This is a genomic window from Cognatundibacterium luofuense, from assembly GCF_018139685.1.
Taxonomy (GTDB): domain Bacteria; phylum Pseudomonadota; class Gammaproteobacteria; order Burkholderiales; family Burkholderiaceae_D; genus Undibacterium; species Undibacterium luofuense.
Map to the genome: position 1 here is coordinate 120,700 of NZ_JAGSPN010000012.1, position 24,315 is coordinate 145,014.

Below are 24,315 nucleotides of genomic sequence, written 5' to 3' on the forward strand. Positions count from 1 at the left end.
CACGATGATGGATAAGACGATGAATGCATCCCGTCGCGCATTTTTGCAAAAAGCAGCCAGCCTGTCTGTGGCTGGTGTAGCGACACCGTGGGCACTGAATCTGGCTGCGTTGTCAGAAGCTTCTGCCGCTACGGCAACCGATTACAAAGCGATCGTATGTGTGTTTTTATACGGCGGCAATGATTACGCGAACACGCTGGTCCCTTATGACACTACCGGCTACAACGCTTACGCTGCTTTGCGTCCAACGCTTGCATTTGCCCGTGACGCGCTGACACCGACAGCGCTGAAGGTGGCGACAGATCCGCGCGACAGTGCCGGCTTTCCGCATCAGTATGCACTGGCACCGAATCTGGCACCGCTGCTGCCGTTGTTTGACGCCGGTAAGCTGGCGCCGGTGCTGAATATCGGGACACTGATACAACCGACCACCAAGGCGCAGTATCAGACTAAATCAGTCAAGCTGCCGCCAAAGCTGTTTTCACACAATGATCAGCAATCGGTCTGGCAATCGTCAGCACCAGAAGGCGCGAGTTCCGGCTGGGGTGGACGCATGGGCGATTTATTCCAGTCCGGCAATGCGAACACAACCTTCACCTGTGTGAATGTAACGGGTAATGCTGTGTTTTTATCCGGTAACACTTCGGTGCAGTATCAGGTAACGACTTCAGGTTCTGTTCCGTTTTCCGGCCTGCAATCCAATCTGTTCGGTTCTGCTGCCTGCAGTACCGCACTGCGTACCCTGATTACTCAGAACCGCAGTCATCTGATGGAAGCGGAATACAACCGTGTGACGCAGCGTGCGATTGATGCGAATGTCACGCTGAGCGCCGCACTCGCCAGCGCACCGGTTTTTCAAACGGTGTATCCGACCAAAAACAGTCTGGGTGATCAGTTGAAACTGGTCGCAAAAATGATTGCCACAGCCGATACGCTGAAAGTCAAACGTCAGGTCTTTTTCGTCGGGATCGGCGGTTTTGATACGCATGATGGTCTGGTCAGTAATCATCCGACACTGATGAAAACCGTGGCTGATGCGATGGCTGCGTTTTACAACACGACGGTGGAGCTGGGTGTGGCGAATCAGGTCACCACATTCACTGCATCGGATTTCGGCCGTACCCTGAGCGGTAACAACGATGGCTCAGATCACGGCTGGGGCAGTATGCACTTTGTGATGGGCGGCGCAGTGAATGGTCAGCGCTTCTACGGCACACCGCCGGTGATTGCATCGAATGGTCCTGACGATGTCGGGCAGGGACGTTTGCTGCCGACCACGTCGGTGGATCAGTATGCCGCGACACTGGGTAAATGGCTGGGCGTCTCGGATACCGATTTGCTGATGCTGTTGCCGAATCTGGTTAACTACAACGTCAGTGCACGCACGCTGGGTTTTGTCTGATTCAGATCCAGCCCAGAATACCCGCCAGTGCGCCTGCACCGAGCAGCCATAACAGGTGCAGGCGGGTATGCCACACCACCAGTGCGCTGATTGCTGTGATCAGCCATAAAGGCCAGTCGCTGCGCAGATTCTGATGCGCAGCAGCCATAATCCATCCGGTTGATACCAGCAGACCAATCACCACCGGTGCCATGCCGAGTTTGAAGCTGCGCACCACCAGTAAATCACGGTTACGGTGTCCCCAGCTGGCCGCGAGATACGTCAGCGTTGTACTCGGCAACAGGATGCCGGTCATGGTAACCAGTACACCGAGCAGACCCAGCCAGGCGCTGCCGCAATTCATACCGATATTCCATCCCATCAGGGCAATGAACAACACATTCGGCCCCGGTGCGGCCTGAGCAATCGCCACCGATGCATTGAATTGCGCATCAGTCAGCCAGTGCTGGCGCTCCACCAGATAACGGTGCATGTCCGGCAATGTGGAAATTGCACCTCCGACCGACAATAAAGACAGCATCATATAGTGCAGCAGCAAAGCCAGCCAGTCGCTGAACTCAAGATGAATATTCAGAAAGTGTTCCTGGCCGGTCATCGCAGTCTCCGCGCTACCCAGATCCAGCAAACACCGCCGAGTACCGGTAAGACATAAAACAGAGGAATACGGAATACGCCGACGGCAATGAAGCATAAAGCGGCAACACCGAGCGCAAGTGGTTTGCCGAGCGGATGCTGATCCAGTGCAGAAATTAAGCGCAAGCCTGTGGCGATGATCAGTCCGGCAGTGACTGCGCCCATACCACGCAGTGCTGCCGCGACTTGCGGATGTCCGGCGTACTGTGCGTACACGACAGCCAGTAAGAGTACGAGTATCAGCGGGATCGTCAGCATGCCTGCCAGCGCAACGACTGCGCCGCGTATGCCGAAGTAGCGACTGCCGATAATCATGCAGAGATTGATAACATTCGGGCCGGGCATGATTTGCGCTACGGCCCATTCTTCAACGAATTCTTCCGGCGTCAGCCAGCGTTTTTTCTCGACGATTTCGCGTTGAGCAACAGCCAGTACGCCGCCGAAGCCCTGCAGCGCGAGCCAAGTAAAGGAGAAGAATAAGTCAGTAAGCGAGGCCGGACGCGGGCGGTCGGGTGCAGATTCGGCAGTCATGGCAGACTCTGATGCAAGCAGAAGCCTGTCATTGTAAAGCACCGTCCGGAATTTGTCCGGCGCAGTTGCTGTGGCTTAGTCCTGTGCCTGACGATGTGCGCGGATACGCGCGCGCCACTCGCCGAGTGCAGTCAGCGCAGCCTGAAATTCCCGTTCGATCAGATCTGCTTCCGCCGCTGTAATCACGCCGTCGAGTAAGGCTTCAGAAACTGCTTCAGCGACATCGCCAACCTGACTCATGACTTTGCACACTGTTTGCGACAGGTCATCTTTACTGACTTCGGAAGGTTCCGGTACGACAAAGGCTGCAAGGCCATGACGTCCGAGCAAAGCATGCAGCGGCAGATGCGCATCTTTCACGCCTGCCTGATGGCAGAGTTCGATAATGACGGACAATTCTTCAAACGACGGATAATGCGATTCAATCGCCGGTGCCAGTTTGTTGCGTAATACATTGACAGACATGCCCATTTTGGTCGCCAGCGCTTCCAGTCCGCCCGGATAGGCCCGTGCAACTTTATATAATGCGTCGTGCTGATTCATATCGGAATATTTACGGGTCATGTTCAGTCCTTGATCTTGTGTAATAGCTGGCACGCTTTGACTCAGGTGGTGTCGCAATGCAGCACGCATTGTACCGATTTGATAAGTTTTTGACAGCAGAAGCCAGTGGTTTTACCGCGATTGTGGCAAAACTGTGTGCCTATTGTAATCTGTCCTCATCTGCCTGCACATCGCTTTGCCCGTCGTAGATAAAGGAAGATCAGGCCGCTTTTGCGGCGCTTTCGGAAGGAATTTTGTAAGCAGGTTAAAATTACTCTGGCAGCAACTATGCTGATATCTGCATTCTGACCGAAACAAGTTCTACAATTCGTTACCGGAGAAGAAAGCAAAGAAACAAACACCGTGCATTCAACGATTAAGATGTAATCATCTGAAGCTGAATTTTCCTCCATTCCATGATCACAAGAAAAACGCTACGCCGTATTGTGCTTGCCTGCAGTATTGCTGTGGTGGCTTTATCCGCCAGCGGTGATGATGATCTTGCGGACGACGCGATGTTGCTGCAGCACTGGGCGCTGCAGGGAGACATGCAGGCGCAGCATACGCTGGGTATGTTGTATCTGAATGGTGAGCTGGGCATTCAGAGTTTTGATGAGGCACGTTACTGGTTGCAGCGTGCGGCTGATCAGGGACACGCCGGTGCACGCACCAATCTGGCGCTGATGTATCTGACCGGAGAGGGTGATGTGCATGATGTGCAGACCGGCAGTACCTATTTATCGCAGGCAGTCAGTCAGCATTTTGCGCCCGCGGCATTTCTGATGGGCTATCTGTATGAAACCGGTGAGATTGTCGAGCGTGATTACCAGCGCGCCAGTCAGTATTACCAGGAAGCAGCCAGTCATGGCAATGCCAGTGCGCAGTTTCATCTGGCCATGATGTATCGCGACGGACACGGGGTGCAGCAGGATCCGGCACAAACGGTTTACTGGCTGAAGCAGGCCACCGATCAGGGTGTTGTATCTGCAGAATTTCAGCTCGGTCTGCGTTATCTGTACGGCGACGGTACGGAAAAAGATGTCTGGCAGGCATATCAGCATTTATTGCATGCCAGCCTGAACGCAGGGATGAAAGCAATGGACAGTAAAGAACTGGTGAGCACCAGTCTTACTGCAGAGCAAATTGAGGATATTCAGAATCAGTCAGGCTTGTGGCGCGAAGCGGGCTGAAGCCGTTCTGATCATGCAGGTGCCAGCATTGCACTCATCTGATCCGGCGGCAGTGCCGGAGAATATAAATATCCCTGAACCTCGTCACATCCGAGCTGCATCAGTAAATCACGCTGACCGGCAGTTTCCACCCCTTCAGCGATGACCCGCATTTTCATAGCGTGTGCCAGATGAATAATGGCGGTCACAATCGCAATATCGCTTTCATCGTGCGGTAAATCTTCGACAAAGGAACGATCGATTTTCAGTTTGCGGATCGGAAAGCGTTTCAGATAACTGAGACTGGAGTAACCAGTGCCGAAATCATCAATCGACAGACTGACACCGAGTTGCGATAAGGCTTCCAGTTTTTTCAGTGTTTCTTCCGCATCCCGGATCAGCACAGATTCGGTCAGCTCCAGTTCCACCAGTGAAGGAGGAATGCCGGCTTCGCGAATCGCTTCGGCAACGCCGTCAACAAAATTGGTTTGCTGGAACTGCAGTGCAGACACGTTAAAACTCATGCGCAATGTTTGCCCGGCAGCGTACCAGCAGGCAGCCTGTGCAATAGCAGTGCGCATCACCCATTGTCCAATGGGTACAATGGCACCGGATTCCTCTGCAATCGGAATAAAACGCGCCGGGCTGATATCGCCGAGTTCTTCGTCACGCCAGCGTATCAGTGCTTCGACACCGAAAATTTCGCCACTGCGCAGATCAATTTGCGGCTGATAGTGCAGACGGAATAACTGCTTATCCAGTGCCTGCCGCATTGCATGATCCATTTTCATGCGTGACAGCAGGCCGATATTCATTTGCTTCTGATAAAAGCGGAAATCGGAACGACCGCGCTCTTTCACGTAATACATGGCGCTGTCGGCATTTTTGATCAGGTCATCCATGTTATTGCCGTCGGCCGGATACAGTGCGATACCGATACTCGACGTAATCGTGAACTGCATGCCATCCAGATCGACCGGCGCGGATAACTCATCCAGCACGCGCCTTGCACAGATTTCCGCACCTTCTGCAGTTGCCTCATGCAACAGCAGGACGAATTCATCGCCGCCGTGGCGGGCGGCCGTATCGACCTGACGGATACATTTTTTCAGGCGTCGGGTTACTTCCAGCAGAACACGGTCACCGAACGGGTGGCCGAGCGCATCATTAATTTGTTTAAAATGATCCAGATCGAGGAACAACAGTGCGAAGCTGCCATGGCGACGGCTGGCAACGCTGATTGCTTGTTTGATGCGTTCAGCCAGTAATAAGCGGTTCGGTAATCCGGTCAGCGCATCACTGAATGCCAGTTGTTCAATTTTTTGTTTCGCGGCGTGTGATTCTGTACGGTCTTTACAAAAGCCGATGAAATGCAGGGTTTGTCCTTGCGCATCCGTCACTTTCACCAGCGTGACCATGCTCAGATACGCATGACCTTCTTTGTTCCGGTTCCACAGCTCACCTTCCCAGCAGGCATTTTGTTCCAGCTGGCTCAGAATCTGATCCAGTTGTGCTGGTGGTGTTTCATGATCAAATACATCGCGCAGCAAACGCCCTTTCATTTCATCTTCTGAAAACTTGCTCAGCGATGAAAAGCTGGGGTTAACAGTGATAATGCGCTGATCTTTGTCTGTAATAAAAATCGCGTCAGTACTGGACTCAAACACTTTTGCTGCCAGCTGCAGGCGGGCTTCATCTTCGAGTTTTTGCGTGATATCACGATACGAATATACCCGCCCGATTGGCCGGCCGCGTGCATATTGCGGAAGCGTGACACGTTCCAGAATTTTGCCGGAACGCAATACCAGCACATCGGTTGCTTCCATCAGCGGTGAACGTGTAATCGTTCCTAAACGTTCCGCGTAACGTTCGGCATCAATAATTGCTTTATCCATCCAGCGGTAAATCGCAGCGTCATCGCGCTGAGTCAGCAATTCGTCCGGTAATCCCCACAGTTCTGCAAATAAATGGTTATAGCTACGGATGCCACCTTCCAGATCGGTGACCAGAATACCGTCTGCTGTAGATTCCAGTGTGGCCCGTAGTTCTGCAATCAGCTTTTCCAGTTCCTGTTCAACTTGTCGCTGATTTGTATGGTCGCGGATTGCGACAACAAACACAGCGCTGTCGAGCCCGGTTTTAACCAGTGTCACCTGACGTTCGACATGGATGACAATATTATCTGAACGTCGTAACAGCGTTTCCGAATGAATATTGTCTGACAAACCTGCTGCGACATCTTCCCAGAAGAAAACATCTTCCGGGGCCGCCGCCAGATCAATCATTGGCGTACCGGGCAGACTCCCCGCCGGCATACGCAGCAATCCGTGTATGGCGCGGTTTGCGGCAATAATCTGCAGTGAAATCGGGTCCACAATCAGCACTGCATCCAGCATGCCTTCGATCAGGCTGTGCAATTGCTGCGGGCTCATACATCACCTCCGCGCTCGGGACTCAACTCCAGTCCGCGTTCAAAGAAATAGCAGAGCCTTTTGCGCGGAGACAGATAATCAAATGCGGCTTTCGGTAATTGCAGAGGCTTCAGACTTTTGTGAATGCCCAGATGCGGTTCATGCTCCAGATTGATGACCAGCGCTTCTTCGCGCGGTACGGAAACATCATGAATCACGACACGTGGCTTGATTGGCCGGCTGGAATTGACCGAGACAACCATGGCGAATCGCTCATCGGTCAGCTGAACGACAGAACCCGGCGGATAAATGCCCATCATGCGGATAAAAGCCGTCATAGTCGGCGCATGAAAGCGTGCTTTGTACTGGGTAAAAATCTGCGACAGTGCTTCGTGCGGGGTAATGGCGAGTGCCGGATTAGCCGGATTGCACAGGTTGTCGTAATAATTCACCAGACTCAGAATCCGGCTCGGTAAATTCAGCCGGTCACCACTCGCATGACTGGGGTAACCACTGCCATCAAAATATTCATGATGCTGACCAATCAGCAATTGCACCGGTGCGGGCAAACCCAGTTTGCGGGCCAGTTGCACGCCATGTGCGACGTGTTCCTGAAATAACTGTTTTTCCGAATGATTGAAATGCTCATCGACCCAGCGCAGGCGGTCAGGCAGCATCATTTTTCCCAGATCGTGTAACAGCGCGCCAATACCCAGATGCAGCATGTCTGCTTTACCCAGACCAAGTGCTTTTCCGAGTAACAGGGAAATCACAACAACATTGATTGCATGCAGCGAGGTTTTCTCCCCGGCTTTTTCAGACAGCAAACGAATGGCTGCTTCATCTTCGGTCAGAATGTCACCGAGAAATCCTTCAATCAGCTGTTCTGCCAGTTCGCGCGCAGTGCCCGGTTGCGCATGCATTTGTTCATGGATACTGCGGAAGGTTTGCGCCGCATGACTGAATTGTTTTTCACAGTGCTGCAGACTGGCGGCTTGCGAAGCTAACAGCTCACGCCGTTCACGGGCTGCTTTGGCTGCCGGACTTTCTGCCGCGACTTCTTTCGGTGCTTCAGCTATTGCAGCTGGTTCCGGTTCAGGATCACTTTTGGCGGGCGCATAACGGATACGCTCGAGTCCGAGCGAACGTATTTTGTCGATCTGCTCCTGATGGCTGATCCGGAAATTGCTGACCGGAAACGGGTGCTCCATCCACCCCATATCGAGGTAGACGAACATCCCGATGCGCAGCTGGGAAGTATCGATAAATTGCGTGTGAATATCTGTCATGCTGTTGTTATGCTTGCCTGAGATCTGCCGGGGAAAATGCCTGAGCTTCCGCTGTCAGAAAAAATCGTATCAACATGCTACCGGAATCCACGGTAAAAGCCAGCCACCGCCAATCGGGAAATCCGGTTTTTATGACAAAAATCATGCAAGCCTTATTGCTGGCCTGCAATACCGGCACGCTGAAGCGCACCGTTTTTCATCATAGGATGGAAACACAGCTTTGATGGCTTGTGTTGAAAAAAAGTCTCTGAATGTGGTTTTCAACGCAATCTGCAGATACCGTTCATACCCTTGTACAGGTCAGGCATCGGGATCGCGCCGGCGAAATGCCAGCCATGCCGCAATTCCGGTCGCAATGGCCAGTATCAGTACCACAATCCAGAAGCCGTATTCGTTTTGAGAAAATGGTACTCCGCCGACATTCATGCCCATCAGCCCTGCGGTCAGATTGATCGGTAAAGCGAGTACGGTCACGATAGTCAGCACGAACAGCGAACGGTTGTTTTGCTCATTGACAACGGTAGCCAGTTCTTCCTGCAATAACTTAATTCTTTCCTGCAGCGAATGCATATCACGCAACACTTCCGCGAACTCTTCCGTTGCCTGACGTAATTCCTGTCGCGCATCATCGCTCATCCAGCGCGGTGGCTTTTGCAGAAGACGGAATAAGGCTGCCGGTTCCGGTGCGAGCAAGCGCTGTAGCCGAACCAGTACACGACGCTTCTGACCAAGACGGGCGCGTTTATGATTCAGCCTGCCAGCCAGCAGTGCATCTTCCGTATCATCAACCTGCCGGTTCAGCTGGCGCACAATGCCAGTCAGTACATCAGCCTGATCATGCAGTAAGTGGCTGAGTAATTCTGCGGTAGATTGCAGTTGTGCGCCCTGATTCACCGCTTGCCGGAGGCGGTCGACGGACTTCAGAAAAGTCCGCCGTACTGTCACGATCAGACGCTCGCTGGCGCACACCCATAAGGTGGAAATATCGCTGGCTTCGTAAGAAAAGTCGTGTACGACATCGTTGATGATGGCGATCAGATGCTGATCAGCATGTTCGATGCGGGTAGAACGGGAACCTTCATGCAGCGCTTCGTAAAATTCAACAGGTAACTGTAAATGTTCCCGCAGCCATTTTTCTGTAGCGACATGACTGAGGTTCAGATGCAGCCATATAAAGCCGGCATCATCACTCTGGTTTAACCAGCTCAGTGCATCTGATCCGGAGACAGGCTGCGCATGAGATGCATGGCAAAACCGGTAAGCGCAGATCAGGCCGGATGCATCTGCGCCATAGGATTCGGGAGGATTCAGCATACAAAATATTTATACTAAGTCCCTCAGAATACCAGTTTTGCCTCAGCTGAAAATGACAGTTTGATGTCAGGCACGAGCGTCGTAATTAACGCGATGCGTCACACTGCGTGTGCCACGGATGTCGCTGTACTTGTTCAGCGAACTGCTGACTGTCCCGGTGACGTAATTTGTCCAGGTAAAGTCAACAGTACAGGCGGATACCAGCGCAGTATTCGGATTGTTGTTATTTTTTGCCTGACTGCGTGCATTCAGTACCGCATCCAGATCCAGCGTATCGATACGGTATGCATCCGGGTCAAGTTTGTATTGCATATCGGTTGTATCGCTGAAACTGCTGCCGTCGGTACGGTTGCATGTGGCGGCGAGTGAAACGCTGACATAACCGGGCATGTTGCGGCTGAACTGCACACGCATTTTGACAGCAGTGCGTGGCAGGTTAGACACTGCAGCCGGTGTCGTTATGCTGAAAGCGGAAGGGATGGTTACGGTAGCCGGATAACTGTCTGCACCGCGCTGCAGGCTGACGGTAACAACTGGTTGTGCGCTGCTGTCAGCAATCAGACCACGGTAGCTGGTGCGCATACCACCACTGTTATCGGTCAGGACAACTGACTGGCCATTGCTGGCGGCCGTCAGTTTGTCACTGCCACTGGGGCGTACGGTAGTAAACACATTCGCACTTTGTCCTAGTCCGGCATCCACCTGCACCATGCCGTTATTCTGACTGACGGAAAAGCGGGTCGAAATATCGGTCAGCGCCAGATCCGACGATTCTTTGCAATTCAGAACGGCGCAGGTTACGCCTTGTCCGATGGCATTACCAATATCTTCACCGGGATTACCGCCACCACCGCAGCCGCTCAGCACGAGCAGGGCGATCGCGCATGAGAATTGCAGAGGACGGGAAAAGCGGAGTCCTTGTTTCATTTTCAGCTCCTGAAAAAAGGGAGGGGCGACGGCACAGAGTTGGCATGATAGCAAAAATGAAGATTGCATACTGACAATTTTTTATATGGTTTTTTAAACTGTTTTTTGTATTCCTCAGGCATTTTTAAATGAACAGTTTTGACCATGTTGCAGAAATGGACGAGGAGCGCGAGTTTATTTGGTCTGCGACGTTGTCTGAAAAAAAACGCTGCAAAGCGGTTCTCTGTGTTTTTGAAGTATGCCGGTAAAAGCAGTTTATTTTGTCGCGTCGTAATTAACGCGGTGCGTCACACTGCGTGTGCCATAGATATTGCTGTAGCGGTTTAATGCGTTGCTGACGATTCCGGTGACTTCATTGTTCCAGCTGAAGTCCAGTATGCAGGTGGTAACCAGCGGCGTATCCGGTTTCTGATTATTAGCTGCACGGCTCAGGATCGTTAAGGCCTTATCCAGTTCAGCAGTGCTGACCTGATACGTGTCAGAAACGACGCTGTACGGAATGCTGCTGCTTGCCGTGAAGCTGGTGTTATCGGTACGCTGGCAGCTTGCGTTGAATGCCGCGCTGACTGTGCCTGACAGACTGCGGTTAAATTGCACTGTCATCACGCCTGCGCCGCGTGGCAGATTCAGCGGGCTGGCTGGCGATGTCAGACTGAATTCCGGTTGCAGCGTTACCGTTGCAGGGTAGCTGTCATTTCCGCGCTGGAAACTGACCGTCACCACCGGTTGCGCACTGTTTTCATTCATTTGTCCGGAGTAATGCAGACGCAAACCCTTGCTGTCGTCAGCGAGGTTCAGATTTTGTCCGTTGACTGTTGCGGTGATTTTATCTGCACCAGCCGGACGTACTGTCGTCACCAAATTGGCGCTCTGACCAAGGCTTGCGCTGACCTGAACCAAGCCATCTTTTTGAGTGACATAAAATTTTGCAGAGATATCCGATAACGCCAGATCCGGTGATTCTTTACAATTAGCGAAAGCACAAGCCACACCCTCTGTCAGCCCGTCAGCATACGCCTTGCCGATTTCCTGGCCATCAACCCCGCCGCCACCACAGGCGCTCAGTATCAGCGCACTCATCAGTCCTGCAATACGACAAGGTGCAGAAATCCGGATTTCTGTTTGCATTTGCCTCTCCTTGTCAGCGAATACCTTTAAAAAGTTGTCATCATATTAAATTTCAATGTGGTGATATACGCAATATTCTTCAGTTGCAGCAACTGAATATGCCTAAGCAGAATTCTTCTGATAATATCTCATAAATATATTTAATAAATATTTTATCGGAGGCGCGTTTGAAACATCATCCCGGAACCATTTTGTTGCTGAGCAGTACTTTGTTGCTGAATCTGCCTGTCAGTGCAGTTGCTCAGACCGCTTCGCCGACCGCGCAGCAATATGCGCTGGCAGAACGTTATCTGCCGGAAAATATCGGTAAGCTGACTTACCGTCTGCATATACAACCGCAATGGGTACAGGGGAAAAGCGGTGTGTTCTGGTATTACCGTGATGATGCGGAGCAGCCGCGTTATGAGCTGGTGTTTGCGGCCGATAAAAAACGCGAAGCCTTGTTTGATCATGCGGCGCTGACGCAGGCACTGGCCGCAGCCAGCGGGAAGCCGCAAGAGAATCTGCACTGGCGGCCTGCCGCGCTGAAAGTGACGGATGACTTGCAAACCCTGCAGTTCCGTTATCAGGGCAAACAATGGGAATGGCAGCGCAAAGATGCGAAGCTGAAAGAAATCGCAGACGCGCCAGCGGCCGCACCGGCGACCCGTTCACCGGATGGTAAATGGGATGTGGTGGTGAAGGCCGGGAATCTGTGGCTGAAAGAAGTCAGCAGCGGTAAGGAACGTCAGCTGACCACCGATGGCTCGCCGGAAGCGCCGTATGCGCAACCGCTGATGGATCCGAAACTGATCATCGATGGTAAACACAAGCAGGCGTCCGATGTCACGGATCTGAGCTGGTCACCGGACTCCACCCGCATTGCTACCTTCCGCATGGATTTGCGCGACGCAGCCACGCTGACGCTGATGCAATCCAGCCCGCCGGATGGCAGTCTGCGACCGAAGACCTTTACTTATCCGTATGCACTCAGCGGTGATACCCGTACCGCGACGGCGGCGCTGACGATTATTCGTATCGCGGATGGTCAGCAAATAACGCCGCAGTTAGCACCGCAAGCAATGCTGTATTACGGCGATCCGGATTACCGCTGGAGTGTGGACAGCCGCCACCTGCTGCATTTCCGTCCGGCACGCGGCTACGCCAGCATAGACCTGTTCAAAATCGATGCCGATACCGGTGCCGCGACTTTGCTGGTGCAGGAAAAAGCTGAACCGTATGCCGACTATTACGGCCATCGCTACTGGTTGCGCGAACAGCAGAATGAAATTTACTGGACCAGCGATGCCGGTGGCTGGAAGCACTATTATCTGTACGATTCACAGAGCGGCAAACAACTGGCGGCGCTGACCAGTGGTAACTGGCGTGCCGGTGACATCCTGCAGTTTGATGATGCAAACAAACAAGTGATACTGACCGGCATGGGCCGTGAACCGGCGCGTGATCCTTATCTGCGTCATGCGTACCGCGTCGGCAAAGACGGTTCAAAACTGAGTTTGCTGACACCGGAAGCGCTCGATCATGATGTCAGCGTATCGCCGGATACGCGCTATCTGGTCGATAATATGTCGGCCGTGAATCAGCCTACCCGCACCGTATTGCGCGATGGCGTCAGCGGCAAAATTCTGATGGAGCTGGAGCAGGCCGATATCAGCCGCTTGCTGGCGACCGGTTTCCGCTTACCGGAACCGTTCAGCACTACGGCGGCTGACGGCAAAACCGCTTTGTATGGCGTACTGTATTACCCGGTTCGCGCCAGACAGGGAAACCGCTATCCGGTGATTGATAATATTTATACCGGACCGCACACTACCTATGTACCGAAGTCATTTGCACGTGCATTGCGCAGTAGTGCGCTGCCGTTCACGGCACTGGATTTTGCTGTCGTGTATGTAGATGGTCGCGGCACCACGCGCCGCAGCCGCGAATTTCTGAATTACGCATTTAATAATCTCGGCTCCAATGGTTATGAAGATCATGAAGTCGCGATTCGCGCACTGGCAGCGCAAAAGCCCGTGCTGGATGTGAACCGCGTCGGCATCTTCGGATTTTCTGCCGGTGGTTACGATACTGCGCGTGCGATGTTTACCCGTCCGGACTTTTACAAAGTTGGCTGGGCGGCATCCGGTAATCACGATCACCGCTCCGATAAAGCCGTCTGGAATGAACAGTGGATGGGTGGCCCGGCGCTCGGTGCGCACTATGACCGTGACTCCAACCTGACCGCCGCCAAAAATCTGAAAGGCCGCCTGATGATTGCGCACGGTGAGCTGGATAACAACGTGAACCCGATGGCTTCGCTGCAACTGGTGAATGCCCTGATCAAAGCCGGTAAAGATTTCGACATGCTGATCGTACCGAACGGCGATCACTTTCTGGATGACAGTGCGTACTACAACCGCCGCCGCTGGGATTATTTCATCCGCCATTTGCAGCAGCGTCAGCCTTTGCCGCTGAATACGCCGGATTCCGTCAGCGCTAAGTAAATCTGGTATTCCTGATTTTCAAGTCTTCTTCAGCCGTGTTTTGCCAGCACTCCGGTGCTGGCTTTTTTTATTTCTGCGTGGCAGCAGAGTTTGCAGGCGGTGACGAGTATCGGCGAACGCTGAAAAAAACGAAAGACAGTGATCAGTCGACTGGCAGGCCGGAAATATGCGAAACACATGCAAAATGCGGAGTTCTACACAGAAAAAAGCCATTTTTCACAGACGTCCGCGAATTTGCTGGCTGAGCGGGCAGGGCTAAAATCGTGCGATGACGATTTCTGCATCAATACGGGTGACCAAAACGTGTATTGGCCAAAGTTTTTCTGTGCTTGCATGGTGATACGGGCTGTTTTACCTTGAGGGTTTTCTGTCTGAAGCGGTGTCTGCGATGAACGACAATGATGCAAGCGATATGATGGTCAGCAGCCGTTTGTGGCTGGCGCAGGCCAGCGGATACGGTTCCGGGTCTCACAGCGCGACGGCACTGGTACTGGAGTATGGCGAGCAGGAATACTGGTTGCGCAGTCGTTTTGCGTGGAGGCGTCAACTGGCTGCTGCAGGTGAACCGGCATGGTTCGCCAGCTGGCTGGACACAGAAACAGGGTCTCGTCAGCGCGAGGCATGGCGCAGCAGGTTGCCGGTATCGCAGCGTGCCGGCTTGTGGCGTGTCAGAAACCTGCAATGCTGTATGCCACCGGAAACGCTGTTGAATCACACAGAGCAGATATTGTGCAGTCCGTACAGCGGTAAACCCTTACTGCATTTACAGTTGCAAGCAGATCATACGATACGCTTGTACTGGGAGGCAGATTGTTACCGGCAGATTTATTGATAAGAATATTTGAATTTATTTTTTGAGAAGGATATGTGATGTCGGAAATGATGACTGCTGAAGGCATTATCGAAGCCGAATGGTTGCTGGCCGGATACTGGACAAAACCACGCTTTGCTTTGCAAACCGAGGCAGGGCACTGGAGTGATATTGATGTGTTGTCATATGAGCCGGAAAGCCGGCATCTGGTGGTGTCGGAATCAAAAGTGCAGGGCAGTCGCCATGCCGTATTCGCATACACCGAATACACCCGCGAAACTTATGGCGATATTCTGCGATACGACGGCGATCAGTATTTCTCTTTCCTGCGCCATCTGCCGCTGATTTGTACGGATGGCACAGTGTTTAAGCGCTTCGGTCGTCAGGTTAAACGTCTGACGATACAGCTGGTGTGCAATTACGCAGTGGATCCGGCGTTACTGGACGAAGTGCAGAACACCGTTATGCAGCGCATACACGCACTGGGTCTGCCACCGGATCTGAACATCGATTTCCGGCTGGATTCCACGCTGGAAGTGTTATGCCGTGTGATGGAACAGGAGCGGGAATCTGAACAAAACCGGCGCTATGGTAATCCGGTGCTGGATATCGCCCGTGAGCTGAACCGTTACCTGCAACCGCAGGTGAAAAATGCCGGACGCAGCCAGCAGGCTATCGATGCGGTACGTCAGCAACTGCGTGAGCGCCTGTTACAGGCTTTCGTACCGGAGCGCTGAGCCGGGGATGGTGACCGAAAAAATGCGAAACACATGCAAAATGCGGAGTTCTGCACAGAAAAAAGCCGTTTTTCACGGACGTCCGCGAATTTGCTGGCTGAGCGGGCAGGGCAGAAATCGTGTGATGACGATTTCTGCCGCATGAGGGAAGGGAATTACAGGTTCGGTGCGAGCCAGCGTTCGGCTTGTTCTTTGCTGACGCCGCGACGGTCGGCCATGTCGCTGACCTGATCATTGCCGATTTTGCCGACGCTGAAGTATTTCGATTGCGGATGGGCGAAGTAGAAGCCGGATACGGCGGCGCCCGGAATCATCGCAAATGATTCGGTGACCTGCATCTCGATTTCTTCGCACTGCATGACGCGGAACATATCGGCTTTCACCGTGTGTTCCGGGCAAGCAGGATAACCCGGTGCCGGACGAATACCGCTGTAGCTTTCAGCGATCAGCGCTTCATTGCTCAGCTGTTCGTCGGCGGCATAGCCCCACAAATCTTTACGCACACGTTCGTGCAGATATTCCGCAAACGCTTCTGCCAGACGGTCCGCCAGCGACTTCAGCATGATGCTGCTGTAGTCATCGTGCGCGGCTTCAAAACGCTGTTCGTGTTTTTCGATACCCAGACCGGCAGTCACCGCAAACATACCGATGTAATCCTGTACGCCACTGTCTTTCGGTGCGATGAAATCGGCCAGACACTGATTAGGACGCTGCACGCCGTCGATCACCGGTTTTTCGGTTTGCTGACGCACACCGTAATACGTGAACGCAACTTCGCTGCGGCTTTCATCGGTGTAGATTTCGATATCGTCGTGACGCACGCTGTTCGCCGGTAACAGCGCAACCACGCCGTTTGCCGTCAGCCAGCGGCCTTCGATGATTTTTTTCAGCATTGCCTGACCTTCGGCAAACACTTTCGTCGCTGCTTCGCCAACCACTTCATCGGTCAGAATCGCCGGGAAAGGACCGGCCAGATCCCAGGTCTGGAAGAACGGACCCCAGTCGATGTAATTCGCCAGCAAGCCGAGATCCACATTTTTGAAGACGCGGCGGCCAATGAATTTCGGACGCACCGGTGCGGCATCACCGCTGAAACTGACTTGCATGCGATTCGCGCGTGCCTGTTCCAGCGTCAGCATTGCAGCGGCTTTTTTACCGGCATGCTGCACGCGGATGCGTTCGTAATCGGTTTGCATATCCTGAATGTACTGCTCGCGCGCTTCCGGTGACAGCAGCGATTGCGCGACGGATACCGAGCGCGATGCATCCGGTACATACACTACCGGCCCTTCGTAATTCGGTGCGATTTTGACGGCAGTGTGGGCGCGGCTGGTGGTCGCGCCGCCAATCAGCAGCGGGATTTTCATCATGCGGAAATGCGGGTCGCGCTGCATTTCTTTGGCGACATAAGCCATTTCTTCCAGCGATGGCGTGATCAGACCGGACAAGCCGATGATGTCAGCGTTTTCCGCTTTGGCTTTGGCCAGAATTTCAGAACACGGCACCATCACACCCATGTTCACCACTTCAAAGTTATTACACTGCAGCACGACAGAGACAATGTTTTTACCGATGTCATGCACATCGCCTTTGACGGTGGCGATGACGATTTTGCCTTTGGATTTGGTGTCGCCGCTGCGTTTTTTCTCTTCTTCAATAAACGGCACCAGATGCGCAACCGCCTGCTTCATCACGCGCGCGGATTTCACCACTTGCGGCAGGAACATTTTGCCCTGACCGAACAAGTCACCGACGATATTCATACCATCCATCAGCGGACCTTCGATGACCTGAATCGGGCGCTCAAACTGCTGACGCGCTTCTTCTGTATCTTCCACAATCCATTGTGTAATGCCGTGTACCAGCGCATGCGCCAGACGTTTCTGTACCGGGTCGTTACGCCATTCCAGCGATACTTCCTGCTTTTTGTCACCGGCTTTCAGGCTGGCGGCAAATTCAATCATGCGCTCGGTGGCATCGTCGCGGCGGTTCAGCACCACATCTTCCACACGCTCACGCAGTTCAGGGCTCAGTTCACTGTACACACCGATCATGCCAGCGTTCACAATGCCCATGGTCATACCGGCCTGAATCGCGTGATACAGGAACACCGTGTGAATGGCTTCGCGCGCCGGATCATTGCCACGGAAAGAGAAGCTGACGTTAGACACACCGCCGCTGATTTTGGCGCCCGGCAGATTTTTGTGTATCCAGCGTGTGGCTTCGATGAAATCAACGGCGTAATTATTGTGTTCTTCGATACCGGTCGCGACTGCGAAAATATTCGGATCAAAAATAATGTCCTGCGGATCGAAGCCGACTTTATCCACCAGCGTGCGGTATGCGCGTTCGCAGATTTCGATTTTGCGTGCATAGGTATCCGCCTGACCGGTTTCATCAAAGGCCATCACAATCACGGCTGCGCCATAACGTTTGCACAGCGTGGCCTGACGCAGGAATTCGGCTTCGCCTTCTTTCAGCGAAATCGAGTTCACAATCGCTTTGCCCTGCACGCATTTCAGACCGGCTTCAATCACGCTCCATTTGGAGGAATCGATCATCACAGGGACACGCGCGATATCCGGTTCCGATGCAATCAGATTCAGGAAGCGCGTCATCGCCGCCTGCGAATCCAGCATCGCTTCGTCCATATTGATATCGATGATCTGCGCACCGTTTTCGACCTGCTGACGCGCGACGCTCAGTGCTTCATCGTATTGTTCATTCAGAATCAGACGCGCAAAGGCTTTGGAACCGGTCACGTTGGTACGTTCACCGACGTTCACAAACAGTGAATCCTGATCAACGATGAAAGGTTCCAGACCGGACAGGCGCATCGCCGGTGCGATTTCCGGAATCTGACGCGGACGCTGGGTGCTGAGAATATTCGCAATCGCGCGGATATGGTCCGGCGTGGTACCACAGCAGCCACCGGCCACGTTAATGAAACCGGCTTCGGCAAACTCTTTCAGCAGTGCAGAGGTATCGGCTGGCAACTCATCGAAACCGGTATCGCTCATCGGGTTAGGCAAACCGGCGTTCGGGTAAATACAGACGAAGGTGTCGGCGATTTTGGATAACTCTTCCGCATACGGACGCATCAGCGCCGCGCCCAGTGCGCAGTTCAGGCCGATGGTCAGCGGTTTGGCGTGACGTACTGAGTTCCAGAACGCGGTGACGGTCTGACCGGACAGAATACGGCCGGACGCATCGGTGACCGTACCGGAAATCATGATCGGCAGGCGCTGACCGGTTTCTTCAAAATACTGGTCGATCGCGAACAGTGCTGCTTTGGCGTTCAGCGTATCGAAAATGGTTTCCACCAGCAGCACATCGGAACCGCCATCCACCAGACCGCGCACTTGCTCATGGTAAGCCGCGACTAACTGATCGAAGGTCACGTTACGTGCGCCGGGATCATTCACATCCGGCGAAATCGATGCAGTTTTCGGGGTCGGGCCCAGAGCGCCGGCTACGAAGCGTGGTTTATCCGGTGTGCTGTATTTGTCGCAGGCGGCACGTGCCAGACGCGCCGAGGCCAGATTCATTTCATAGGCCAGATGCGCCATGTGGTAATCCTCCTGCGCGACCGACGTCGCACCGAAGGTATTGGTTTCAATCAGGTCGGCACCGGCCGCCAGATACTGTTCGTGGATTTCCGAAATCACATCCGGACGCACCAGCGACAGCAATTCATTATTCCCTTTCAGAAATAATTCGCGCTGTGTGTCCGGGCCACGGAAGTCAGCAAAACGCTCACCACGGTAATCTTCTTCTGTCAGTTTGTAGCGCTGGATCATGGTACCCATCGCACCGTCCAGTATCAGAATACGTTGTTGCAGCAGGCTGCGCAGGCGTTGTTCGGTATCAGAAACGGGGAGGGATGCATTCATGGTCTTGGCTCACTTCGGCAGGGACAGCGGGCATATTGTCTGTCCGGATAACAAAAAACCCGATCGGCTTATGCATGCAAGCGGATCGGGCGTGGTCCTTTTAGCAGCATTTATTACGCGCCCGCAATCTGAATCTCAAATCGGCGCTGATGTGCTTAATTATACGGCAAACGCTGGGTGAAAACCGGCTTCAGCTTATCGTGCTCTGACAATATTTATACATTTTCGTCAGATCGATATGACATTTTTGCAGGGCAGAAATAAAAAAAGGCGTCAGCTGTTGCCCAGACTGACGCCCAAAGGGAATACCAGAGAACTCCGGTACACGAGTGAAATGTTTCAGTGCTTCTTCGGTTTGGTCAGCAGGCTGGCTGCAATCGAGCTGCCCAGCACTAAGCCAATGACCATCAGCGAAATATTGGTCGGTACATGCATCCATTCGACGATGAGCATCTTGATACCGACAAACATCAGCACAAATGCCAGACCAAACTTCAGCAGATGGAAACGGTCTGCCATGTCAGCCAGCAGGAAATACAGTGCACGCAAACCCATAATCGCGAAGATATTCGAAGTGAACACGATGAAAGGATCGGTGGTCACTGCGAAGATCGCCGGAATCGAGTCCACAGCAAAAATCACATCCGAGATTTCAATCAGAATCAGCACCAGCAGCAGCGGCGTGAATATGCGCTTGCCGTTTTGGATGATGCTGAATTTCTCGCCATGAAACTCTTTGGTGAACGGTAAAATTTTCTTCGCCAGTTTCAGTACCGGATTCGCTTCGATATCCGGTTCCTGTTCATTCGCTACCAGCATGCGCAGACCGGTGATCAGCAGGAAGACGCCGAACAGATACAGCACCCATGCGAATTGCGAAACAACCCAGCTGCCTGCCAGCACCATGATGATGCGCATGACGATTGCACCGAGTACGCCGTACAGCAGTACTTTGCGTTGATACTGCGGCTGCACACCGAAGTGCGTAAAGATCATCAGAAATACGAACACATTGTCGACAGACAGTGATTTTTCAATCACATAGCCAGTCAGAAATTCCATGGCTTTGGTCGTGGCAGCTTCGCGGCCTATGGTTTCGGTCAGGTAAATCCAGAGGCCGTAATCGAAGCCGAGTGCCAGCAGCACCCAGACGATAGACCACGCCGCCGCTTCCCTGATGCTGACTTTGTGGGCGCGCGAGCCACCCAGCGCAAGTACGTCCACGGCCAGCATTGCGAGCACAAATCCGATAAATACTGCCCACATCCAGGGTTGAGCGACGGTATGGATCATGCTGTTACTCCTTGTCCATCACACCCAGCAAATGCAGCAGGCTGGTGAACAGATTGAAGATAGTTACGTACAGGCTGACGGTTGCCATAATGTAGTTGGTTTCACCGCCATTGATGATGTTGCTGGTTTCGAACAGGATCATGCCCGCCATCAGCAATACCATCACTGCAGAAACAGCCAGTGCCAGTGCAGGGATTCCAAAGAACATCGCACCGAGGCTGGCCAGCAGCGCAACGATCATACCCGCCATCAGGAAGCCGCCCATGAAGCTGAAATCTTTTTTCGTGATCAGCACAAATGCCGACAGCGACATAAAGATCAGACCAGTCATGCCCATCGCCATCATCACGATGGAAGAGCCGCCCGGCATACTCAGGTAACGGGTCAGGATAGGGCCCAGCGTGTAACCCATGAAGCCGGTCAGCGCAAACACGCTGACGATGCCCCAGCCGGAATTACGCAGCTTGGTGGTGGCAAACAGCAAACCGAAATACACCACCATGGTGATCAGGATGCCCGGCCCCGGTATGGCGAACATCACGCTCAGGCCTGCGGTCAGTGCAGAAAATAATAAAGTCATCGACAACAGCATGTAGGTATTGCGCAGCACTTTGTGGCGGGCGATACCAAAGCTGTGTCCGAACCCGAACGACTCAGCGTTCTGGGTCTGGTTACGGTCGAGGTAGTTCATAGCGATCTCCTTAAAAAACTGTTTCAGTCTGCAAATACTGCTTTGCATCCCTTTACAGGATGCCTGCAGTGTAGTTGCAAGCCTTTTGAAAGAAAAGTCGAATATACTTGATAGAAATATCGAAAAAACCGATGATTTAAGGCAACCCGTATGGCGACACTGAATTACAAGCATTTGTATTATTTCTGGGTGGTGGCGAAGGCTGGCAGCATTGCACGTGCCAGCGAACAATTGCATCTGACACCGCAAACCATCAGCGGTCAGCTGACGCTGTTTGAAGAAATTCAGGGTGAGGCGCTGTTTCGCAAACAAGGCAGAAATCTGGAGCTGACCGAAGCCGGAAGGCTGGTGCTCAGTTATGCCGACGACATTTTTGCATTGGGGCGTGAGCTGGAAGAAGTGCTGCATCACCGCCCCGGTGAGCGCACGCTGCAATTCCGCGTCGGCGTGCTGGATGCCTTACCGAAAGCAGTGGCCTATCACTTGCTGGAACCGGCACTGACCACGCCGCAAACCCTGCGCATTAATTGCCGCGAGGGCAAACTGGAATTGTTGCTGGCGGAATTGTCGATGCATAAACTCGATATCGTGCTGTCGGACAGCCCGATGCCGGTCACCGCGAATGTGCGCGGTTACAGCCATTTACTCGGCGAATCCGGTATCAGTTTTTTTGCGACCGCCGGTTTGCGTGATCAGTTACAGCCCGGCTTTCCGCAATTGCTGGAAGCCGCGCCGATGCTGCTGCCCGGTGAGGATGCTGCCTTGCGCAGTCGCTTGCTGCAATGGCTGGAAAAGCAAAAACTGCATCCGAAAATCGTCGGCGAATTTGATGACAGCGCACTCATGAGCGCCTTCGGGCAAGCCGGTGCCGGTGTGTTTGCCGCACCAAGCGTGATCAGCGAACGCTTGCGTCGTCAGTATGAAGTCGAAGAAATCGGTCGTACTGATGCGATCCGCGAACAGTTTTACGCGATTTCGATACAGCGCAAACTGACCCATCCGGCAGTGCTGGCAATCAGCGATGCCGCCCGTTTGTTTTCTGCTCAGACTTCGGTCTGATCAGTCTGGTGGTAGGGATGGGCGCTCAGATAATCGATAAACACCCGTGCTTTCAGCGGCAGATGGCGGGTCGGATGCCAGGCAGCGACGATATTGCGCGGTGCGTAACTGTGTTCAAATTCCCAGTCATCCAGTAATTGCTGCACTTTGCCCGTCGCCAGTGAGGCGGCAGCGATGTAGTCCGGCAGCAGGGTGATGCCGCTGCCCTGTTCGGCAATGGTCAGCATCGCCAGACTGTTATTCACAGTCATGCGCGGCTCCACCTGCACTTTGACCTTTTCACCGCTGGCAGAGCGCAGCAGCCAGTCGCCGCCGAATTCGCCGTAACCGAACAGAATGAACTGATGTGCCGGTAATTCGGAGGGATGTTGCGGCACACCGGCCCTGGCCAGATAGGCGGGCGAAGCGATCAGAATATAACGCACTGCCTGCAGCGGTCTCACTGCCAGCCCCGGTTGTAAGTCGCGGCTGATGCGCAGTACCAGATCGTAATCTTCTTCTATCATATCGACGAAGCGGTCCAGCAGATTCAGTACCACCGTCACCTCCGGATAGGCTTGTGCGAAACCGGCCAGTAAAGGTGCAACCCAGCGTTGACCGAGCGATACCGGCGCCGAGATTGTCAGTTTCCCCTGTGGTGTCTGGCGATACTGATTGCCGAGTCCTTCAATATCTCTGGCTTCTTCAACAATGCGCTGGCATAACTGCGCGACCTGTTGCCCGAGTTCGGTCGGTGCCAGCTGGCGGGTGGTACGCACCAGTAAGCGTCCACCCAGATGCTGCTCCAGTCTTTGCACATGGCGGCTGACCGCCGAAGTGGTCAGCCCCAGTTCTCTGGCGGCAGCACTGAAACCACGGGTTTGTACCACTCTGGCAAATACCGCCATTTCATTCAGCAGATACATTGTTGCTCCGGCTTCAAAGATGATTTGAAATTTCACTATATTGTTGCGGAAAAGCATGAGGATCACAATGCATCGCATCAACATTGCGGAGTGAAATCATGCGCTTTTCTCATCTGGCACTTGCCCTGCTGGTCACCGTGATCTGGGGCAGCAATTTTTCTGTGATTAAGTGGAGTCTGGGCGGAACCGATCCCTTACTGATGGCGGCTTTACGATTTACCCTGTGTGCGCTGCCGGCAGTGTTCTTCATTCCGCGTCCGCAAGTCCGCTGGTCGTATCTGGTCAGCTACGGGGTTTTGTTCGGCAGCATGGTCTGGGGGCTGTGCAATCTGGGGATTGCGGCCGGATTATCGGCCGGACTGACGTCACTGGTGGTACAGGCAGCCGCATTTTTTGCAGTCGGTCTCAGTGCATATCTGTACCGCGAAACGCTGGGCTGGCATCAGAAACTCGGCGGGGTGCTGGCGGCCGCGGGTCTGTTACTGATTTTCATGGTGACCGATGGCAGCGTATCGGTGAAAGGTGTGTTGCTGGCGCTGGCCGGTGCATTTTGCTGGGCAGTATCGAATTTTGTAGTCAAAGAAGCCCGTACGCCGCAGATGCTGGGTTTTCTGGTCTGGTCTTGCCTGTTCGCGCCATTGCCGCTGTACGGAATCAGTTATTGTCAGCATGATGCCGCGTACATCGTGACGCAGATCCGGCAACTGCCTGCGCCGGTCTGGCTGGCGCTGCTGTATCAGGTGTATGTGGCGACGCTGTTCGGTTATACGGTCTGGAATGCACTGATGCGCCGCTACTCCGTCAGCCAGATTGCGCCTTTGTCGCTGATGGTGCCGGTGTTTGGGATGAGCCTGTCGGCATGGCTGTTTCAGGAAGCACTGGGCGCACAGAAATTGCTGGCGGCAGCGCTGGTGTTACTGGGATTGCTGGTGAATCTGTTCGGTCCGCGCTGGCTGAACCGCCTGTTGCAGCCGCGCAGCATCTGAAACTGCCCGAAAATGCTTGTTTTGCGGAGTTCAGCACAGCGATCCGGCGGTCGTCGGCAGAAAGTCTGGCTGTCCGTAAATGGCAGATGCGGAGATCTGCACAGCCA

19 protein-coding genes are annotated in these 24,315 nt (G+C 53.4%); 7 read left to right on the plus strand and 12 right to left on the minus strand.

Going from position 1 to position 24,315, the window contains the following annotated elements:
- Positions 1 to 4 precede the first annotated feature (4 nt).
- Positions 5 to 1,402 (plus strand): DUF1501 domain-containing protein, encoded by a 1,398-nt coding sequence (locus tag KDM89_RS15380; protein WP_212688798.1) that lies wholly within the window; start codon positions 5 to 7, stop codon positions 1,400 to 1,402.
- Position 1,403: 1 nt separating this feature from the next.
- Here KDM89_RS15380 and KDM89_RS15385 read toward each other — a convergent pair whose 3' ends face one another.
- From KDM89_RS15385 to KDM89_RS15395, 3 genes are all read right to left on the minus strand, one after another.
- Positions 1,404 to 1,997: a chromate transporter gene (locus tag KDM89_RS15385; RefSeq protein ID WP_212688799.1), complete on the minus strand. Its 594-nt coding sequence runs from the start codon at positions 1,995 to 1,997 to the stop codon at positions 1,404 to 1,406.
- Positions 1,994 to 2,566, minus strand: a complete 573-nt coding sequence (locus KDM89_RS15390; RefSeq protein ID WP_212688800.1) for a chromate transporter — start codon at positions 2,564 to 2,566, stop codon at positions 1,994 to 1,996. Before KDM89_RS15390 ends, KDM89_RS15385 begins: the two co-directional genes overlap by 4 nt.
- Before the next feature lie 75 nt (positions 2,567 to 2,641).
- Complete coding sequence (locus tag KDM89_RS15395; protein ID WP_189356762.1) at positions 2,642 to 3,130, minus strand: phage regulatory CII family protein; 489 nt, start codon at positions 3,128 to 3,130, stop codon at positions 2,642 to 2,644.
- Between the two features lie 395 nt (positions 3,131 to 3,525).
- Here KDM89_RS15395 and KDM89_RS15400 point away from each other — a divergent pair, with 395 nt between their 5' ends.
- Positions 3,526 to 4,299 (plus strand): tetratricopeptide repeat protein, encoded by a 774-nt coding sequence (locus tag KDM89_RS15400; RefSeq protein WP_212688801.1) that lies wholly within the window; start codon positions 3,526 to 3,528, stop codon positions 4,297 to 4,299.
- 11 nt (positions 4,300 to 4,310) lie between these two features.
- On the opposite strand, the gene KDM89_RS15405 is transcribed toward KDM89_RS15400, so the two are convergent.
- From KDM89_RS15405 to KDM89_RS15425, 5 genes are all read right to left on the minus strand, one after another.
- Positions 4,311 to 6,710, minus strand: a complete 2,400-nt coding sequence (locus KDM89_RS15405) for a sensor domain-containing protein (RefSeq protein WP_212688802.1) — start codon at positions 6,708 to 6,710, stop codon at positions 4,311 to 4,313.
- Positions 6,707 to 7,978, minus strand: a complete 1,272-nt coding sequence (locus KDM89_RS15410; protein ID WP_212688803.1) for an HD-GYP domain-containing protein — start codon at positions 7,976 to 7,978, stop codon at positions 6,707 to 6,709. The genes KDM89_RS15405 and KDM89_RS15410 overlap by 4 nt, the downstream gene beginning before the upstream one ends.
- Positions 7,979 to 8,278: 300 nt before the next feature.
- A complete protein-coding gene (locus KDM89_RS15415) occupies positions 8,279 to 9,292 on the minus strand; it encodes a transporter (protein ID WP_212688804.1) in 1,014 nt (337 codons plus the stop codon).
- Positions 9,293 to 9,358: 66 nt separating this feature from the next.
- Positions 9,359 to 10,219, minus strand: a complete 861-nt coding sequence (locus KDM89_RS15420) for a hypothetical protein (protein ID WP_212688805.1) — start codon at positions 10,217 to 10,219, stop codon at positions 9,359 to 9,361.
- 255 nt (positions 10,220 to 10,474) lie between these two features.
- Positions 10,475 to 11,347 carry a hypothetical protein gene (locus KDM89_RS15425; RefSeq protein WP_212688806.1) on the minus strand — a complete coding sequence of 291 codons (873 nt, stop codon included), beginning with the start codon at positions 11,345 to 11,347 and terminating at the stop codon, positions 10,475 to 10,477.
- A gap of 167 nt (positions 11,348 to 11,514) precedes the next feature.
- Between KDM89_RS15425 and KDM89_RS15430 the strand changes: the two genes are divergently transcribed.
- The 3 genes from KDM89_RS15430 (at position 11,515) to KDM89_RS15440 (ending at position 15,381) form a co-directional block, all read left to right on the plus strand.
- Positions 11,515 to 13,833: a S9 family peptidase gene (locus tag KDM89_RS15430; RefSeq protein ID WP_212688807.1), complete on the plus strand. Its 2,319-nt coding sequence runs from the start codon at positions 11,515 to 11,517 to the stop codon at positions 13,831 to 13,833.
- A gap of 388 nt (positions 13,834 to 14,221) precedes the next feature.
- Positions 14,222 to 14,665: a hypothetical protein gene (locus KDM89_RS15435; protein ID WP_212688808.1), complete on the plus strand. Its 444-nt coding sequence runs from the start codon at positions 14,222 to 14,224 to the stop codon at positions 14,663 to 14,665.
- Between the two features lie 38 nt (positions 14,666 to 14,703).
- Complete coding sequence (locus tag KDM89_RS15440; RefSeq protein ID WP_212688809.1) at positions 14,704 to 15,381, plus strand: hypothetical protein; 678 nt, start codon at positions 14,704 to 14,706, stop codon at positions 15,379 to 15,381.
- A 155-nt stretch (positions 15,382 to 15,536) separates the two neighbouring features.
- On the opposite strand, the gene metH is transcribed toward KDM89_RS15440, so the two are convergent.
- The 3 genes from metH to KDM89_RS15455 form a co-directional block, all read right to left on the minus strand.
- Positions 15,537 to 19,274, minus strand: coding sequence for a methionine synthase (gene metH, locus KDM89_RS15445; RefSeq protein WP_212688810.1), 3,738 nt, complete (start codon positions 19,272 to 19,274; stop codon positions 15,537 to 15,539).
- 339 nt (positions 19,275 to 19,613) lie between these two features.
- Entirely contained in the window at positions 19,614 to 20,567 is a 954-nt protein-coding gene (locus KDM89_RS15450) for a TerC family protein (protein ID WP_230427901.1), read from the minus strand.
- Positions 20,568 to 20,571: 4 nt separating this feature from the next.
- A complete protein-coding gene (locus tag KDM89_RS15455) occupies positions 20,572 to 21,258 on the minus strand; it encodes a Bax inhibitor-1/YccA family protein (RefSeq protein WP_212688811.1) in 687 nt (228 codons plus the stop codon).
- A 150-nt stretch (positions 21,259 to 21,408) separates the two neighbouring features.
- On the opposite strand from KDM89_RS15455, the gene nhaR reads away from it, so the two are divergent.
- Entirely contained in the window at positions 21,409 to 22,317 is a 909-nt protein-coding gene (gene nhaR, locus KDM89_RS15460; protein ID WP_212688812.1) for a transcriptional activator NhaR, read from the plus strand.
- On the opposite strand, the gene KDM89_RS15465 is transcribed toward nhaR, so the two are convergent.
- Positions 22,302 to 23,258: a LysR family transcriptional regulator gene (locus KDM89_RS15465; protein ID WP_329604680.1), complete on the minus strand. Its 957-nt coding sequence runs from the start codon at positions 23,256 to 23,258 to the stop codon at positions 22,302 to 22,304. The genes nhaR and KDM89_RS15465 overlap by 16 nt on opposite strands.
- Positions 23,259 to 23,320: 62 nt before the next feature.
- Here KDM89_RS15465 and KDM89_RS15470 point away from each other — a divergent pair, with 62 nt between their 5' ends.
- Positions 23,321 to 24,208: an EamA family transporter gene (locus tag KDM89_RS15470; RefSeq protein ID WP_212688813.1), complete on the plus strand. Its 888-nt coding sequence runs from the start codon at positions 23,321 to 23,323 to the stop codon at positions 24,206 to 24,208.
- Positions 24,209 to 24,315 lie beyond the last annotated feature (107 nt).

Excerpts from the sequence above, each read along its gene's own strand:
- nhaR (WP_212688812.1), top strand. The coding sequence starts at position 21,409 with ATGGCGACACTGAATTACAAGCATTTGTATTATTTCTGGGTGGTGGCG.
- KDM89_RS15450 (WP_230427901.1), bottom strand. The coding sequence starts at position 20,567 with ATGATCCATACCGTCGCTCAACCCTGGATGTGGGCAGTATTTATCGGA.
- KDM89_RS15380 (WP_212688798.1), top strand. The coding sequence starts at position 5 with ATGATGGATAAGACGATGAATGCATCCCGTCGCGCATTTTTGCAAAAA.
- KDM89_RS15405 (WP_212688802.1), bottom strand. The coding sequence starts at position 6,710 with ATGAGCCCGCAGCAATTGCACAGCCTGATCGAAGGCATGCTGGATGCA.
- KDM89_RS15400 (WP_212688801.1), top strand. The coding sequence starts at position 3,526 with ATGATCACAAGAAAAACGCTACGCCGTATTGTGCTTGCCTGCAGTATT.
- KDM89_RS15470 (WP_212688813.1), top strand. The coding sequence starts at position 23,321 with ATGCGCTTTTCTCATCTGGCACTTGCCCTGCTGGTCACCGTGATCTGG.
- KDM89_RS15410 (WP_212688803.1), bottom strand. The coding sequence starts at position 7,978 with ATGACAGATATTCACACGCAATTTATCGATACTTCCCAGCTGCGCATC.
- KDM89_RS15395 (WP_189356762.1), bottom strand. The coding sequence starts at position 3,130 with ATGACCCGTAAATATTCCGATATGAATCAGCACGACGCATTATATAAA.
- KDM89_RS15435 (WP_212688808.1), top strand. The coding sequence starts at position 14,222 with ATGAACGACAATGATGCAAGCGATATGATGGTCAGCAGCCGTTTGTGG.
- KDM89_RS15415 (WP_212688804.1), bottom strand. The coding sequence starts at position 9,292 with ATGCTGAATCCTCCCGAATCCTATGGCGCAGATGCATCCGGCCTGATC.
- KDM89_RS15385 (WP_212688799.1), bottom strand. The coding sequence starts at position 1,997 with ATGACCGGCCAGGAACACTTTCTGAATATTCATCTTGAGTTCAGCGAC.
- KDM89_RS15440 (WP_212688809.1), top strand. The coding sequence starts at position 14,704 with ATGTCGGAAATGATGACTGCTGAAGGCATTATCGAAGCCGAATGGTTG.
- KDM89_RS15425 (WP_212688806.1), bottom strand. The coding sequence starts at position 11,347 with ATGCAAACAGAAATCCGGATTTCTGCACCTTGTCGTATTGCAGGACTG.
- metH (WP_212688810.1), bottom strand. The coding sequence starts at position 19,274 with ATGAATGCATCCCTCCCCGTTTCTGATACCGAACAACGCCTGCGCAGC.
- KDM89_RS15455 (WP_212688811.1), bottom strand. The coding sequence starts at position 21,258 with ATGAACTACCTCGACCGTAACCAGACCCAGAACGCTGAGTCGTTCGGG.
- KDM89_RS15420 (WP_212688805.1), bottom strand. The coding sequence starts at position 10,219 with ATGAAACAAGGACTCCGCTTTTCCCGTCCTCTGCAATTCTCATGCGCG.
- KDM89_RS15390 (WP_212688800.1), bottom strand. The coding sequence starts at position 2,566 with ATGACTGCCGAATCTGCACCCGACCGCCCGCGTCCGGCCTCGCTTACT.